Annotated in this window: 15 protein-coding genes; 2 read left to right on the top strand and 13 right to left on the bottom strand. The window is 72.2% G+C overall.

Going from position 1 to position 15,019, the window contains the following annotated elements; translation table 11 throughout:
* Positions 1–42 precede the first annotated feature (42 nt).
* Genes OG917_RS02550 through hsaA form a run of 4 tightly spaced genes read right to left on the bottom strand, consistent with a single transcriptional unit; the run spans position 43 to position 3,468 of the window.
* Positions 43–540 carry a flavin reductase family protein gene (locus OG917_RS02550; RefSeq protein ID WP_328315848.1) on the bottom strand — a complete coding sequence of 166 codons (498 nt, stop codon included), beginning with the start codon at positions 538–540 and terminating at the stop codon, positions 43–45.
* Positions 528–1,421 carry a VOC family protein gene (locus OG917_RS02555; RefSeq protein ID WP_328315849.1) on the bottom strand — a complete coding sequence of 298 codons (894 nt, stop codon included), beginning with the start codon at positions 1,419–1,421 and terminating at the stop codon, positions 528–530. The genes OG917_RS02550 and OG917_RS02555 overlap by 13 nt, the downstream gene beginning before the upstream one ends.
* A 14-nt stretch (positions 1,422–1,435) precedes the next feature.
* Entirely contained in the window at positions 1,436–2,296 is an 861-nt protein-coding gene (gene hsaD, locus OG917_RS02560) for a 4,5:9,10-diseco-3-hydroxy-5,9,17-trioxoandrosta-1(10),2-diene-4-oate hydrolase (protein WP_328315851.1), read from the bottom strand.
* Positions 2,293–3,468 (bottom strand): 3-hydroxy-9,10-secoandrosta-1,3,5(10)-triene-9,17-dione monooxygenase oxygenase subunit, encoded by a 1,176-nt coding sequence (gene hsaA, locus OG917_RS02565; protein WP_328315852.1) that lies wholly within the window; start codon positions 3,466–3,468, stop codon positions 2,293–2,295. Before hsaA ends, hsaD begins: the two co-directional genes overlap by 4 nt.
* 102 nt (positions 3,469–3,570) lie before the next feature.
* Between hsaA and OG917_RS02570 the strand changes: the two genes are divergently transcribed.
* A complete protein-coding gene (locus OG917_RS02570) occupies positions 3,571–4,449 on the top strand; it encodes an IclR family transcriptional regulator (protein ID WP_328315853.1) in 879 nt (292 codons plus the stop codon).
* A 74-nt stretch (positions 4,450–4,523) separates the two neighbouring features.
* Here OG917_RS02570 and OG917_RS02575 read toward each other — a convergent pair whose 3' ends face one another.
* Genes OG917_RS02575 through OG917_RS02600 form a run of 6 tightly spaced genes read right to left on the bottom strand, consistent with a single transcriptional unit; the run spans position 4,524 to position 9,701 of the window.
* Positions 4,524–5,576 carry a ferredoxin--NADP reductase gene (locus OG917_RS02575; protein WP_328315854.1) on the bottom strand — a complete coding sequence of 351 codons (1,053 nt, stop codon included), beginning with the start codon at positions 5,574–5,576 and terminating at the stop codon, positions 4,524–4,526.
* Complete coding sequence (locus OG917_RS02580) at positions 5,569–5,769, bottom strand: hypothetical protein (RefSeq protein ID WP_328315855.1); 201 nt, start codon at positions 5,767–5,769, stop codon at positions 5,569–5,571. Before OG917_RS02580 ends, OG917_RS02575 begins: the two co-directional genes overlap by 8 nt.
* Before the next feature lies 1 nt (position 5,770).
* Positions 5,771–6,907, bottom strand: coding sequence for a Rieske 2Fe-2S domain-containing protein (locus tag OG917_RS02585; RefSeq protein WP_328315856.1), 1,137 nt, complete (start codon positions 6,905–6,907; stop codon positions 5,771–5,773).
* Between the two features lie 59 nt (positions 6,908–6,966).
* On the bottom strand, positions 6,967–7,989 hold the full coding sequence (gene dmpG / locus OG917_RS02590; protein WP_328315857.1) for a 4-hydroxy-2-oxovalerate aldolase: 1,023 nt from the start codon (positions 7,987–7,989) through the stop codon (positions 6,967–6,969).
* Positions 7,990–7,999: 10 nt separating this feature from the next.
* Positions 8,000–8,911, bottom strand: coding sequence for an acetaldehyde dehydrogenase (acetylating) (locus OG917_RS02595; RefSeq protein ID WP_328315858.1), 912 nt, complete (start codon positions 8,909–8,911; stop codon positions 8,000–8,002).
* Between the two features lie 7 nt (positions 8,912–8,918).
* Entirely contained in the window at positions 8,919–9,701 is a 783-nt protein-coding gene (locus OG917_RS02600; RefSeq protein WP_328315859.1) for a 2-keto-4-pentenoate hydratase, read from the bottom strand.
* 410 nt (positions 9,702–10,111) lie between these two features.
* Between OG917_RS02600 and OG917_RS02605 the strand changes: the two genes are divergently transcribed.
* Positions 10,112–11,044: a tyrosine-protein phosphatase gene (locus OG917_RS02605; RefSeq protein ID WP_328315860.1), complete on the top strand. Its 933-nt coding sequence runs from the start codon at positions 10,112–10,114 to the stop codon at positions 11,042–11,044.
* Positions 11,045–11,081: 37 nt separating this feature from the next.
* On the opposite strand, the gene OG917_RS02610 is transcribed toward OG917_RS02605, so the two are convergent.
* The 3 genes from OG917_RS02610 to OG917_RS02620 form a co-directional block, all read right to left on the bottom strand.
* Positions 11,082–12,248 (bottom strand): acyl-CoA dehydrogenase family protein, encoded by a 1,167-nt coding sequence (locus tag OG917_RS02610; protein WP_328315861.1) that lies wholly within the window; start codon positions 12,246–12,248, stop codon positions 11,082–11,084.
* A gap of 76 nt (positions 12,249–12,324) precedes the next feature.
* Positions 12,325–13,398 carry an acyl-CoA dehydrogenase family protein gene (locus tag OG917_RS02615; RefSeq protein WP_328315862.1) on the bottom strand — a complete coding sequence of 358 codons (1,074 nt, stop codon included), beginning with the start codon at positions 13,396–13,398 and terminating at the stop codon, positions 12,325–12,327.
* Complete coding sequence (locus tag OG917_RS02620) at positions 13,395–15,011, bottom strand: FadD3 family acyl-CoA ligase (RefSeq protein ID WP_328315863.1); 1,617 nt, start codon at positions 15,009–15,011, stop codon at positions 13,395–13,397. Before OG917_RS02620 ends, OG917_RS02615 begins: the two co-directional genes overlap by 4 nt.
* Positions 15,012–15,019 lie beyond the last annotated feature (8 nt).

Consider the following 15,019-nt stretch of genomic DNA (forward strand, 5'->3'; position numbering starts at 1 on the left):
CGATGCGCAGCGGGCGCGCGGGGCGCACCGCGCCGCCGCGCCTCACCGGAAGTCACCCGCCGCGTAGGCGCTGCCGAAGTAGAGCAGCGGTGATCCGTCCGGCCGTGCGGCGAGCTCCAGCACCTCGCCGGTGACGACCAGATGGTCGCCCGCCTCCCTGACACCGTGCAGCGCGCAGTCCACGGTGGCCAGGGCGCCGTCGATCCGTACGGTCCCGTGGTCCGACACCGTCCAGCCGACTCCGCCGAACTTGTCGCCGCCGCGTCCGCCGAGCGCGGCGCAGACTTCACGCTGCTCCTCGGCGAGGACGCTCACGGCGAACCTGCCGGTGCGGGCGACGCGCGGCCAGCTGGTCGACGACTTGCCCACACAGAGCATGATCAGCGGCGGATCGAGGGAGAGCGACGCGAAGGACTGGCAGGCGAGCCCTACCGGCCTGCCGTCCTCCCCGGCCGAGGCGACGACCGTGATGCCGCTCGCGAACCGTCCGAGCACCTCGCGGAAGGCGGCCGGGCCGGTCTGCTCCGTCAGCCGTTCCACTGGTGGCCCCAGAAGCTGTCGGCTGTCATCTCCTTGGCGACCCAGGTGTTGTCGTCCACCAGACGGCCCTCGGTGCCGTACTCGACCTGGAAGCCCCCGGGGCCCTGGGCGTAGAAGGACACCATCAGGTCGTTGGTGTGCCGGCCGAGGGTCGACGCGACAGGGATCCCGGCCGCGTGGAGGCGGTCGAGTCCGCGGCCCACGTCGTCGAGCGTGGCCACCTCGACCATGAAGTGCACGATGCCGGGCTCGATCAGGCCCGGGTAGAGGCCAAGGCTGTGGTGGCGGGGGTTGCACCCCATGAAGTGCATCCAGTGGAACTCGCGGTCGGGCGCGCCGCCGGGCACGATCGCGGCGGGCAGCCGCATCGAGTCGCGCAGCCGGAAGCCGAGGAGCTTCTCGTAGAAGTCGTACGACTCCTCGATGGCGGGCGCCGGCAGCACCACATGACCGAGGCCCAGATCACCGGTGACGAAGCGGTTGCCGTACGGCGTGACGGCCGGGGTGTGGTCCTGTGCCTGCCCCCAGAAGATCTCCAGCTGGTTGCCGGCCGGATCCTGGCAGTGAAACATGCCCTGCACCCGTCGGTCGGCGAGTTCACCGGCCGTGGCATCACCGGCCTGGACCCCTGCCGCGGTGAGCTCCGTGCGGGCGGCGGCGAGCGCTGCGGCGTCGCGTACTTCCCAGCCCGCGGCGAGGAGCCGGTCGGTGGCGCCGCGGACGAGGGTGATGCGGTGCGCGCGGTCGTCGATCCGCAGCCGCAGGATGTCCTCGGTCGAGCCGGGGGCCTCGATCATGCCGAGCACGCCGAGTGTGAAGGCGCGCCACTCGTCGAACCTGGCGGTTTCCAGACGCAGATAGCCCAGTGAGCGAATATCCATGAACCAGGTGCCTCTCAGTGCGTGAAGAAGTCGATGGCGAGCCGGTTGAACTCGTCGGCCTGTTCGGTCTGCGCCCAGTGACCGCAGTGCGGGAAGACATGGAGGCGGGCGTCGGGGATCGCCTTGAGCGCCACCAGTGCCCCGTCGAGCGGATTGGCCCGGTCCTCGCGCCCCCAGGTCAGCAGCGTCGGTGCGGTGATCCGGTGGGCCTCGCGCCACAGCATGGTGTCCTGCCGCCAGGCCGGGTTGGCGAAGGAGGCCGCCATCCGGGCGTTGCCGAGCTTGGCTCCGGGTGCGGTGGCCTGGGCCCAGCGCTCCTCGATCAGTTCGTCGGTGACGATGGCCGGGTCGTAGGCGAGTGTGGTGAGGAAGGTGCGCAGCTGGGCCTTGGTCGGTTCGGTGGCCGCGCCGAACTCGAAGAGCCGCTTGATGCCTTCGGTGGGGTCGGCGGCGAAGAGGTTGAGCGAGATCCCGCCGGGCCCCATCAGCAGAAGCTTGTCCACCTTGTCCGGGTGGTCGAGTGCCATCCGTACGGAGGTGCCGCCGCCGAGTGAGTTTCCGATGAAGTGGGCGCGGGAGATGTCCAGTTCGCCCATCAGGGCGGCCACGGCTTCCGCGCTGTAGCTGAAGAAGTCCTTGTCGGGTTCGGGCTTGTCGGATGCGCCGAAGCAGGGCTGGTCGACGAGGAGGGTGCGGAAGTGCTCGGCGAAGACGGGCAGGTTGCCGCCGAAGTTGGACCAGCCGGAGGCGCCCGGGCCACCGCCGTGCAGCATGATCACGACCGGTGCCCCGGGGCCGGCGGGGCCCGCCTCGTGGTAGTGGAGCGTGAGTCCGGCAGCCCGGGCGGTGCGGGAGGTGGAGTCGTGGTCGATCACAGCATCGTGTCCTGGGGGTCGAGGCCGAGGGCTCCGCGGCCGAAGAGGACGAGCGCGCGCTCGGGGTCGTTGGCGGCGTGGCCGCGGGCGTTGTGTGCGTCGCGCCAGGCCCGCTGGATCGCGTTGTCACCGGTCCGCATGGCGCTGCCGCCGGCGTTCTCCATCAGCAGGTCGACGGCGGCGACCGCGCGCTCGGTGGCGAGTACCTGGTCGCGGCGGGTGCGGGTGCGCAGCGCTGTCGGCAGCTCCTCGCCGCGTTCGGCGCACTCGTAAAGCTCCGTGATGTTCCGGACGAGCTGCAGCCAGGAGGCGTCGATGTCGCCGGCGGCGCGGGCGATGCGTACCTGGGCGAAGGGGTCATCGGCGACCTGCTGCCCGTAGGAGACGCGGATCCGCTCACGGGTGGCGGCCACGTAACTGTCGTACGCGCCTTCGGCGATGCCGATCACCGGGGTGGAGATCGTGGTGGTGAACACCGAGGCGTACGGCAGCCGGTAGAGCGGTTCGGGGTTGTGCCGCAGTCCGGGGGCCTGCAGGGCGGTGACCGGTCCGAAGCTCAGGGCGCGGTGGTCGGGGACGTACGCGTCGTCGATGATGATGTCGTTGCTGCCGCTGCCGCGGAGTCCGACGGTGTCCCAGACGTCGTCGATGCGGTACTCGCCGCGTGGCACCAGGAAGGTGCGCATGTCGACCGGGGCGCCGTCGGCGTCGTTGACGATGCCGCCGAGCAGGGCCCAGTCCGCGTGGTCGCAGCCGGAGGAGAAGCGCCAGCGCCCGGATATCCGGAAGCCGCCGTCGACGGGTGTGACCTTGCCGGTCGGGGCGTACGAGGAGCAGATGCGGGCGCGGCTGTCCGGGCCCCACACCTCGTCCTGGGCGCGCCGGTCGTAGAGCCCGACGTGCCAGGGGTGGACACCGACGACGGATGCGACCCAGCCGGTGGAGCCGCAGGCCCTGGCGATCTCTCTGACGGCGCGGTAGAAGACGGCGGGATGTGCGGCGAAGCCGCCGTACGCCCTGGGCTGGAGGAGCCGGAAGAAGCCGGTCTCGGCGAGTTCCTTGATGGAGGTGTCCGGCACGCGGCGCAGCGCCTCGGTCTCGGCGGCGCGCTCGCGCAGGGCCGGGGCAAGGGCCCGCACTGCGGCGAGGACTTCGTCGGCACTCATGCGCATCCCCTCTCGGTCGTCCTGGATGGTGCGAGGAACCTACGCTTTTACTATTCCGAAACGAAATACCTTCTTCCCGCTGAGCGGGAACCGTGGAAGCCTCACGGCATGGCAGAGCAGCCACCCTCACTGCTGGAGAAGGCAGCCCTCGTGCTGGGCGCGTTCGAAGGCCCGGCCCCCCGGCTGACGCTGACCGACGTGATGCACCGCTCGGGTCTTCCGCGCTCCTCGGTGCACCGCATCCTCGATCAGCTCGTCCGGCTGCGCTGGCTCGACCGGGAGGGCCGGGACTACCGCCTGGGCATGCGGATGCTGGAACTCGGCGCGCTGGCCTCGCACCACAACCGGCTGCGCAGGGCGGCGCTGCCGCATCTGCACGCGCTGCACGAGTCCACGGGGCATGTGGCGCACCTCGCGGTGCTCGACGGGCCGGAGGTGGTGTATCTGGAGCGCATCGGCGGGGCCCAGGACGGGGGCGTCCCCTCGCGGGTGGGCGGCCGGCAGCCGGCGTACTGCACGGGGACCGGGAAGGCGATCCTCGCGTTCAGCGAGGACGCGCTCGTCGCCGAGGCCGTCCGGGCGGGGCTGCGGCCGCGCACCACCCGCACGATCACCCGGCCCGCGGCCTTCCACGAGGAGCTGCGCCGGATCCGTGACAGGGGCGTGGCGTTCGACGTCGAGGAGGCGTTCCGGGGGGTGTCGTGCGTGGCCGCTCCCCTGCGGGGCGCGGGGCGGGCGGTGGCCTCCGTGTCGCTCTGCGGCAATGGCACACACCGCGAACTTGAGCGGCTGGCGCCCGTGGTGCTGGCCGCCTCCCGGGCGGTGTGGCGCTCGCTCTTCGGGCCGGGGCGCGCCGATGCGGCCCGGAAGCGGACCGATCCCGCTCCCGATCCCGCGCCATCGCCCGCCCCCGCGGCGGCCACGCCCGTCGGCGCCGCCGAGATGGACAACATGATGTCGTGGCTGCGGTTCGCCGACTGGATGTGAGGCCGGAGCGTCGTGCCGTGCCCGAGGAGACGGCCGGGAGCCGTGGGCGGGGGCGCCGGGCCTGCGGCGGCTGTTCAGGAGTAGCTGATGGTGATCCGCTCACTGGCCGGCAGCGCCTGGCAGGCCAGGACGTAGCCGTCCGCGCGGTCCTCGTCGTCCAGTACGCCGTCGCGGACGACGGTGACCTCTCCTTCGACGACCCGGCAGGCACAGGCGGCGCAGGAACCCTCCCGGCAGGAGTACGGGGCGTCGACTCCCGCGGCGAGCAGGGCGTCGAGCAGCGGGGTGGTGGCGCCCCACGGCACCCGGTGGGTCTCGCCGTCCAGCTCCACGACCGCCTCGGCCGCACCGGCCGCAGTCCCTGCGGACTCCGGGGGCGCTGCCGGGACTTCACGGAAGACATCGCCGCTGAGCGAGAAGAACCGCTCCCGGTGGATGGCGGACGGGGCGGCGCCCGCCGCGCGGAGGGCGTCGTCCACCGCGTCCATGAAGGGGGCGGGCCCGCAGAGGTACGCCCGGTGGCCGGCGTAGGGGGCCAGGAGAACAGCGAGGCGCTCCGCGGTCGGCAGGCCGTCGAGCGCCTCAAGCCAGTGCAGGACGAGCAGCCGCCGCGGGTGCTCCACCGCGAGGGCGCGCAGCTCGTCCCGGAAGATCACCGACTCCTGGTCGCGGTTGGCGTACAGGAGCACGACGCGCTCGCTGCCCTCGGCCAGCGCCGCCTTGGCGAGGGAGATCACCGGGGTGATGCCGCTGCCCGCGGCCGCCAGCAACAGATCGCCGTCCAGCGGACCGGAGCCGAACGTACCGGCGGGGGGCAGCACCTCCAGTTCGTCGCCCTCGACGACGTGGTCGCAGAGCCAGTTGGAGCCGTGGCCTCCCGCCACCCGCTTCACCGTGATCTTCAACGGGTCGCCGGAGTGTGGAGAACCGGCGAGGGAGTAGCAGCGTGCGGTCACTCCCCCGTCCGGGCCCGGCAGTCTCAGGGTCAGGAACTGGCCCGGCCGGTAGGCGAGTGCGCCGTCGGCGGGGGCCAGGACGAAGGAGCGCGCGTCGGCCGTCTCGGCCACCACCGCGGCGACCCGGACCCGGTGCGTCCGGGCCCCCGGCACCTGGGGCAGCTCAGGCATCGGCCACCGCCAGCCGGCCGTCGCCGACGGCCCGGTCGATGCTGTCGCGCAGGGCCGCGCAGGTGCGCATCCGGTCCCGGTACTCACCGCAGACGGCTGCCGCGTCGGCCGTCCACTGCACGGAGGTGTGGGCCATGGAGAATTTCTCGCACAGGACCTGGTTGCCGCAGGCCGCGCACTCGACCGGTGTCATCTCAGCCCTCGCTCCGGTGGCGCGCCACGTTCGCGTCGACCTCGCGCTGCCACGCCTCGGTGGCGCGGGAGGTGTCGATCTCGAACTCGAAGCGCTGGGTCATCTCGTCCTTGACGTCGCCGCTGTTCACATAGAACTGCTCGTACCAGCGGCGCAGTTGGTACACCGGACCGTCCTCGTCGGAGAGGAGGGGGTTGTCGATGCGGGTCTTGTTCTTCCAGATGTGCACGTCCTGCTCGAAGCCGACGGCCAGCCCCTCGGAGGTGAGCCGGGCGGCGTCCGCCGCCTGCTCGTCGGTCATGCCGGGCATCTTCTTGACGATCGCCCCGTACATCAGCAGGAAGCTGCCGGCGTCGATGGGATAGTGGCAGTTGATCAGTACGCTCTCCATGTCCACGTCGGCGCCGACGTCGCTCCACATGTAGTCGATCATGTAGGAGGGGCCGTGGTAGGAGGCGTCGGAGCGGAGCACGCCCTCGGTGCTGAGGGTGCCGAGGTCGATGTCGCCGCGGGGTGAGCTCTCCATGTACTGGGTGGCGGTGTGCCCTTCGAACACGTTCTTGAAGTACGTCGGGAAGCAGTAGTGCACGTAGAAGAAGTGCGCCATGTCGACGACGTTGTCCACGATCTCCCTGCAGTTGGAGTTCTCGACGCGCAGGGCGTTCCAGCTCCAGTCGCTCCACTCGTCGCTGAAGACTCCTTCGATGCGCGGAACGGTGACACCGGGCGGCGGCGGGTTCCCCTCGGGGTCGTGCCAGACGAACAGCTGCTTGTTCTCCTCGACGGTGGTCCAGGCGCGGGTCCTGGCGCGCGGCGGCACCCGGCGCGCGTAGGGGATCCCCGCGCAGCGGCCGTTGCCCGACCAGCGCCAGTCGTGGAAGGGACAGGCGACGGCGTCCCCCCTGACCGTGCCCTGCGCGAGGTTGCCGCCCATGTGCGGGCAGTACGCGTTGAGGACGTGCAGCTCGCCGTCGTCCTGGCCCTGGAAGGCCACGAGCCGGGTACCGAACGCCTCGATCTCGTGCGGCTGCCCGTCCTTGAAGGAGTCGGCGAGGCCCAGGCAGTGCCAGCCCCGTGCGAAGCGGGTGGGCGGCGCTGCCGCCTCAATGACGCGGACTTCTTCGCTTGCTGCGGACATCTTGTGCCTCCTTGGTGAGGGTGACGCGCCGGGGCGTCTGCTCCGCTGGGGGATCTGCGTCAGCGGCCGGCGGAGAGTTCGAGCGCGATGTCGATGAGCTGGTCCTCCTGGCCGCCGACGAGCCCGCGCTCGCCCGCCCGCAGCAGGATCTCGGCGCCGGACACGCCGTACCGGCCGGCCTGGCGGTAGGCGTGCTTGAGGAAGCTGGAGTAGACCCCCGCGTGTCCCATCAGCAGGGCGAGCCGGTCGAGCCGGCACTCGTCGTCCATCACGGGGCGGACGGCGTCCTCGGCCGCATCGATGATCTTGAGCACGTCGATGCCGGTCCGGATGCCCATCTTGGCGCAGACGGCGACGAGTGCCTCCACGGCGGTGTTGCCCGCACCGGCGCCGAGGCGCCGTGTCGAGCCGTCGATCTGGACGGCTCCGGCCCGGATCGCGGCGATCGAGTTGCCGGTGCCGAGCGCGAGGTTCTCGTGGCCGTGGAAGCCGACCTGTGCGTCCTCGCCGAGTTCGGCGACGAGGGCGGCGACCCGGTCGGTCACGTCGTCCATGACCATGGCGCCGGCCGAGTCGACGACGTACACGCACTGGCAGCCCGCGTCGGCCATGATGCGGCCCTGCCGGGCAAGAGCACCGGGGGTGGTGGAGTGCGCCATCATCAGGAAGCCGACGGTCTCCAGTCCCCGCTCGCGCGCCAGCCCGAAGTGCTGGACGGAGATGTCCGCCTCGGTGCAGTGCGTGGCGATACGGCAGATGGCGGCGCCGTTGGCGTGGGCGGCGCGGATGTCGTCCTTGACGCCGAGTCCGGGCAGCATCAGAAAGGCGATCCTGGCCTGCCGCGCCGACTCCACCGCGGCCTTGATCAGGTCCTGTTCGGGCGTGGCGGAGAAGCCGTACGTGAAGGAGGAGCCGCCGAGTCCGTCACCGTGTGCCACCTCGATGACGGGAACCCCCGCGCCGTCGAGTGCGGTGACGATCGACCGTACGTGCTCCTCGGTGAACCGGTGGCGCATGGCGTGCGATCCGTCGCGCAGCGAGGAGTCGGTGACGCGGATGTCGAGCGTGTCCGAGTAGGGCATCTGGTACTCCTCAGAGGCCGGGAGCGAGGAGCGCCTTGGCGAACTCCTCGCCGACCCTGGTGGCGGCGGCGGTCATGATGTCGAGGTTCCCGGCGTACGGCGGGAGGTAGTCGCCCGCGCCCTCCACCTCCAGGAAGACCGCGACACGTGCCATGCCGCCGCTCTCCGGGGTGGGGTCGTCGAACTGCGGCTCGGAGCGCAGCCGGTAGCCCGGTACGTACGAGGCCACGTCCTCGGCGACCTGCTTGACGGAGAGCGTGATGGCGTCGCGGTCGGCGTCCTCGGGGATGGCGCAGAACACGGTGTCGCGCATCATCACGGGCGGGTCCGCGGGGTTCAGGATGATGATGGCCTTGCCGCGTTCCGCGCCTCCGATGTCCTCGATACCGCGGGCAGTGGTCCGGGTGAACTCGTCGATGTTGGCGCGGGTTCCGGGCCCTGCCGACACGGAGGCGACGGACGCCACGATCTCCGCGTACCGCACGGGGACGATCCGTGAGACGGCGTACACCATCGGGATCGTGGCCTGGCCGCCGCACGTGATCATGTTGACGTTCGACTGGTCGAGGTGGGCGCGGAGGTTGGCGGGCGGCACGACGGCCGGACCGACAGCGGCCGGGGTGAGGTCGATGGCACGGATACCGAGTTCGGCGTAGCGCGGCGCGTTGGCGCGGTGCACGGCGGCGGAGGTCGCCTCGAAGACGAGGTCGGGCCGCTCGTCCCCGTCGAGTAGCGGGCCCACGCCGTCGGAACCGGCCTCGACCCCGGCCGCCCGGGCCCTGGCGAGCCCTTCGCTGGCCGGGTCGACACCGATCATCCAGCGGGGCTCGATGTACGGGGACCGCAACAGCTTGTGGAGCAGGTCGGTCCCGATGTTGCCGGAGCCGACGATGGCGGCGGTCGCCTTGGTCCTGTGGGTCATCATCACCTCAGATGAAGGAGAGCGAGACCGGGCCGAGCCCGGTGAAGTCGGCGGTGTAGGTGTGCCCGGCGGTGACGTCGACCGCGCGGGTGCAGGAGCCGGGCAGGATCAGATGGCCCTTCCTCAGCGGGACGCCGAAGCGGGCCACGGTGCGGGCCAGCCAGGCGACGGAGGCCGCGGGGTCGCCCAGTACGGCGTCGCTCCGGCCCTCGGCGAGTCGCTGACTGCCGCGTCGCAGTACGGCGTCGATGGACTTGAGGTCCAGTTCGCGCGGGTCGCGGCCGTCGCCGGTGACGAATCCGGCGGACGACGCGTTGTCGGCGACGGTGTCGGCGATGGCGATGCGCCAGTCGGCGATCCGGCTGTCGATCAACTCGATCGCGGGGACGACGCGTTCGGTGGCGGCGAGTACGTCCGCCACGGTGCAGCCCTCGCCCGGCAGGTCGTCGCCCAGTACGAAGCCGACCTCGGCCTCGATACGCGGCGCGCAGTACCGGTCGGCGGGGACCGGGCGGTCCTGTGAGAGGCGCATGTCATCCAGGAGGTGGCCGTAGTCCGGTTCGCCGACGCCCATCATGCGCTGCATGACCGGTGAGGACAGTCCGACCTTGTGACCGTGCACCTCGGCCCCCCCGGCGACCCGGCGGCCGATGCCGAGCAACTGGATTTCGTACGCGTCCTCGGTGTCGATTCCCGGGAAGCGCTCGGTCAGCGGGGCGATGGGCTGCCGGTCCCGCTCGGCAGCGCCGAGGGCGTCGGCGGCGGTCTGCCGTTCACTGGCCGTGAGCATGGGCGGTCCTCCGCGGGGGTGATGGGACGGGCTGGTGGGACAGTGCGCCGAGGCTAGGCCGGGCCACCCCGAGCGGCCGAGCGGCTTCTCCCGCTGAGTGGGAATCCCGCACGGTCGGCGCCGACGGCACCTCCCGGGGGCGTTGATCCGCTGCTACCTTCCCGTCCAGTACCCGTCCGCCGCACCGGGCGGAGCAGCGGAGACGCCCGGCCCCCAGCCCCACGGGGCCGCCGGTCGCCGCTGCCCGTACGGCGCGGGCCGCCCGAGCGGCCCCGCCCCCGGTGCCGTGCACAGCCCTGCTCCGTCCGGGTCTCTGCCCGGCGCCGGGCGGCCCGGCCGCACTGCGCTGCGCGTCCGCACCGCTCCGGCCCCGCATGCCACCCCGCCCCCGCCCTCTGGGAGTCGCTCCGATGCGCTGTACCCCGAACCGAAGCCGGACCCTGACCCGCGCCGTCACGGCCGTACTCAGCACGACCCTGGTGGTCACCGGGTGTTCCGGACCCGCCACGCGTTCCCCGCACCCCGCCGTCGGCTCGCACGAGACGTCACCCGCCGCAGGGCGTATCGCGCTCAAGGGCGCCGTCAACGTGCGTGACCTGGGCGGATACCGGACCGACGACGGCAAACAGCTGCGCTACGGGGTCGTCTTCCGCGGCGACGCACTCGGCAAGCTCACCCCCGCCGACCTGACCGCGGTCTCGAAGCTCGGGCTCGGGTCGGTCGTCGACTTCCGGCTGCCCCTCGAAGTCAGGACGGACGGCGCCGACCGGCTGCCGGAGGGGGTGTCCGCCGTAGCACTGCCGATCGACGACACCGGACTCTACGAGCGGACGACGGCGGCCATCGGCAGCCGTGACCCGGCCGCACAGCAGAAGGCGCTGGGACACGGCCTGGGCGCCGCGACCATGCGGCGGATCTACCGCACCTTCGTCACCGAGGCGGGGGCCAGGCGGCAGTTCGCCCGGGTCCTCGCCTCCGTCGCCGACGGCAAGGGGCTGCCCCTGCTCTTCCACTGCACGTCGGGCAAGGACCGCACCGGGTGGATGAGTTACGTCCTGCTGCGCGCGGCAGGCGTCCCCGCCCGCACGGCCGAGGCGGACTATCTGCTCTCCAACGGCATCCGCAGGACCGCCGACATGCGGACCCGCGAAGGCCTGAGGAAGTCGGGGATCATGCGGGATCCGCAGCTGATCGTCCCGCTGCAGGAGGTCCGCAAGGACTACCTGGGCGCCGCACTCACCGAGGCCGGCCGGCGGTACGGCAGTTTCGGCGCCTACCTCACGAAGGGGCTCGGTCTGGACGTCGGGACGCTGCGCAGGCTCCGCGCGAGGCTGCTGCGGTAGCGGCTCCGCCGCGGCGCCGCGGCGGAGCCCCTCGCGGTCAGGCCGTCGCCTCCTTCGGCAGGCCGAGCACCCGCTCCGCGATGATGTTGCGCTGGATCTCGTTGGATCCCGCGTAGATCGTGTCGGCGCGCGAGAAGAGGAACAGCCGCTGCCAGTCGCCGAGTTCGTACGGCGCCCCGTCGGCCAGCATGCCACCCGCGCCGCAGACGTCCATGGCCAGTTCGCCGAGCTCCCGGTGCCACGTCGCCCAGTAGATCTTGCTGATGGACGCGTCGGGGCCGGGGGCGCCGGCGGCGGCGCCGTCGAGCATCCGCAGCGCGTTGAACCGGATGATCTCAAGGCCCGTCCAGGCACGGGCCAGCCGGTCGCGGACGAGCGGGTCGTCCGCCGCCCCGTTGCGGCGCGCCAGGGTGATCAGCTCCTGGAGCTCGCGCCGGAACCCGACCTGCTGGCCCAGTGTGGAGACACCGCGCTCGAAGCCGAGGGTGGCCATGGCCACCTTCCAGCCGTCGCCCGGCTCCCCCACGATGTTGTCCGCACCGGTGCGGGCCCCGTCGAAGAAGACCTCGTTGAACTCACTGGTGCCGGTCAGCTGAGTGATGGGCCGCACCTCGACCCCCGGCTGCCCCATGGGCACCAGCAGACAGGAGAGGCCCGCGTGCCGGCGCGTGCCCGGCCCGGTACGGGCGACCAGGAAGCACCACTGGGACTCATGGGCGAGCGAGGTCCAGGTCTTCTGCCCGGTGACCGACCAGCCGTCCGCGTCCCGTTCGGCGCGGGTACGGACGCCGGCCAGATCGGACCCGGCGCCGGGTTCGCTGTAGCCCTGGCACCACAGTTCACCGACGGACCTGATGCCCGGGAGGAAGCGCTCCCGCTGCGTGGCCGTCCCGAAGGCGATGAGCGTGGGGCCGAGAAGCTGCTCCCCGATGTGTCCCACCCGGGCCGGGGCATCGGCCAGGGCGTACTCCTCGTGGAAGGCGACCTGCTCCTCCAGCGTCGCGCCGCGTCCGCCGTACGCGGGCGGCCAGCCGATACACGTCCAGCCGTCGGCCGCCATGTGCCGTTCCCAGGCCAGCCGTTCGGCGAAGGCCTCGTGCTCGCGGCCGGGTCCGCCGCGCCCCTTCAGCGCGGCGAATTCGCCGGTGAGCGCGGACCGCAGCCACGTACGGAATCCGGAGCGGAAGGTCTCGGTACTGCTCATGACGCATACACCTGCCAAACGATCGCTGGGGGATGAGGTCCGGCCGGCGCCGCGGCCACCCGCGGGCCGCGCCGTATCAGGCAGAGCGGCCGGCGCCGGGGCCGCACGGTCCGATCACGGACTCGGCCATCCGGCCGCGGTGCCGGGCCGGCGAGCCGAGGAGCTGGGCCGAGCCGTGGGCCCGCTTGAAGTAGCGGTGGGCGTCGTGCTCCCAGGTGATGCCGATCCCGCCGTGGAGCTGGATCATCTCCCCGGCCACGGCGGAGAACGCCTCGGAGCAGACGGACTTGGCCACGGCCGCGTAGCGGGGCAGGTCAGGCGAGCCGTCCGCGGCTGCCCAGGAGGCGCCGAGCGCCGCGGAGCGCGCGGACTCGACGCGTACGAAGGCGTCGGCGAGCCGGTGTTTCACGGCCTGGAACGAGCCGATCGGCCGGCCGAACTGCACACGGTCCTTCACATGGGCGACGGTGATTTCGAGGCAGCGTTCCGCCGCTCCGACCTGCTCGGCTGCCAGCGCCGTGCAGGCCAGGTCCCTGACCCGGGCGAGGGCCTGCCCGGCGTCGCCGCCGACCGCGCGGGCCTCGGCCCCGTCGAAGCTGAGCGTCGCCTGCGGCCTGGTCAGGTCCATGGTGGTGAGCGCCGTGCGGGTGACGCCCCCGGACTCCGGCGGGACGTGGAACAGCGCGAGCCCGGCGTCGGTGCGGGCCACGACCAGCAGGACCCCGGCGCCGGCCCCGTCCAGGACGTGTTCCTTGACCCCGGTGATCCGCCAGCCGCCCGGGCCGTGCACGGCCCGGGCGTGTACGTCCTCCGGGCACCACGACCCGTTCTCCGCCCAGGCGAGCGTCCCGGTGGCCCGGCCGTCCGCCAGCACGGGCAGCAGTTCCGTGTCGCCCGCGGCGAGTAGTGCCTGGGTGGCGAGGACAGCGGAGCCCAGGTAAGGGAGCGGGGCGAGCACCCGTCCCAGCTCCTCCATGACCACGTGGACCTCGACGGGGCCGCAGCCCGCGCCGCCGTGCTCCTCAGGAACGGCGAGCCCGGCCGCGCCGATCTGCCGGGTCAGCGGCCCCCAGGCGGCGGCCCCTTCGTGCCGGGCCAGCAGCGACCGTACGGCCGTGCGCAGCTCCTGGTGCTCTTCGCCGAGCCTCATCCGCTCTCTCCCTCCGGCTGGTGGTGCAGGACGTCCTCCCGGGCGGCACGGCGCAGTCCGGCCTTGAGGATCTTGCCGCCCGCGTTCCTCGGCAGCTCCGGGATGACGTGGAAACGGCGCGGCACCTTGAAGTTGGCGAGCCGCTCCCGTGTCCACGCGGTGAGTTCGGCCGGGTCGGGGCACTGTCCGTCCTCGGTGACGAGATAGGCGACGCCGACCTCGCCGAGCCGTTCGTCGGGGGCGCCGACCACTGCCGCCTCGCTGATGAGCGCGTGGCCGCGCAGGACATTCTCGACCTCGGCGGGATACGCGTTGAAGCCGCCGACGACGTACATGTCCTTGAGCCGGTCGGTGATCGAGAGGTAACCGCGTGCGTCGAGTACGCCGATGTCACCGGTGTACAGCCAGCCGTCGCCGTCCAGGACGCGGGCGGTCGCCTGCGGGTCGTCGAGATAGCCGCACATGACCTGGGGGCCGCGTACGGCGATCTCCCCCACGCCGCCCACGGGGAGTGTCCCGCCGTCCGGACCGCCGGGGCCGACGACACGGATCTCGGTCCCGGGCAGCGGCAGGCCGACGGAGTGCGAGATGCTCCACGCGTCGGCGTCGACAGGGCAGACCGCGACGACGCCCATGCACTCGGTGAGTCCGTAGGCCGTGAACAGCCCCGGCACGCCGAGCCGTTCACGTATCTCGTCGACGAGCGAGACCGGCACTGCGGCAGCCCCGGTCCCCGCGAGACGGAGGGCACCGAGGTCGTGACCGGCGAGGTGCGGGTGGCGGACCAGCTCGTGGAAGACGGTCGGCGGGGCCAGCAGCACACTGATGCGCTCGTCCGCGACGCGGCGCAGTACCCGGTCCACGTCGTAGACCGCCTCGGGGACCATGGTGGCGCCGCGCAGCAGACAGGCGACGAACCCGGCCTTGTACCCGAAGGTGTGGAAGAAGGGGTTGACCAGGAGGTAGCGGTCGCCGGGGCGCAGCGTGACAGCCTCCGACCAGGCCTCGATTCCGGCGAGTACCTGCCGGTGGGTGCCCATCACGCCCTTGGGGTGCCCGGTGGTTCCGGAGGTGTAGAGGATGTCCGCGAGGTCGTCGGGGCGGACGGCCGCTGCGCGGTCCGATCGCAGGGCCTCGGAGACGTCACGGCCGCGCGCGAGGAAGTCGGCCCAGCTCACCGCGGATCCGGTCGCCCCGCCCCGGAGTACGACGACGGATTCGAGGCGGCCGAGGTCCTCTCCCGAGTCGCTCAGCATGGCCACGTAGTCGATGCCGAGGAAGCCGCGTTCGGTGAGCAGGGTGCGGGCGCCACTGCGCCGGATGATGTCGGCGGCCTCGGCTGCCTTGTACCGGGTATTGAGGGGGACGAGCACGGCGCCGGCGGCGAGCAGGCCGAGGGCGGCCGAGATCCATTCCCGGCTGTTGGAGGCCCAGACGGCCACCCGGTCGCCCGGTTCCACACCGTGGGCGATGACGGCACGCGCCGCGGCGCGGGCCGCGTCATTCAGCTGTCCGAAACTCCAGCGGACCTCTCCGTCGGCGAGGGCTTCGCGACCCCGGTACGCGCGGGCCGAGAAGTCCGCCAGCTGCGCGAGGGTGGTGGGTGGTGGCACCTGGTGTG

The sequence above is a fragment of the Streptomyces sp. NBC_00388 genome (assembly GCF_036061255.1).
Lineage (GTDB): Bacteria > Actinomycetota > Actinomycetes > Streptomycetales > Streptomycetaceae > Streptomyces.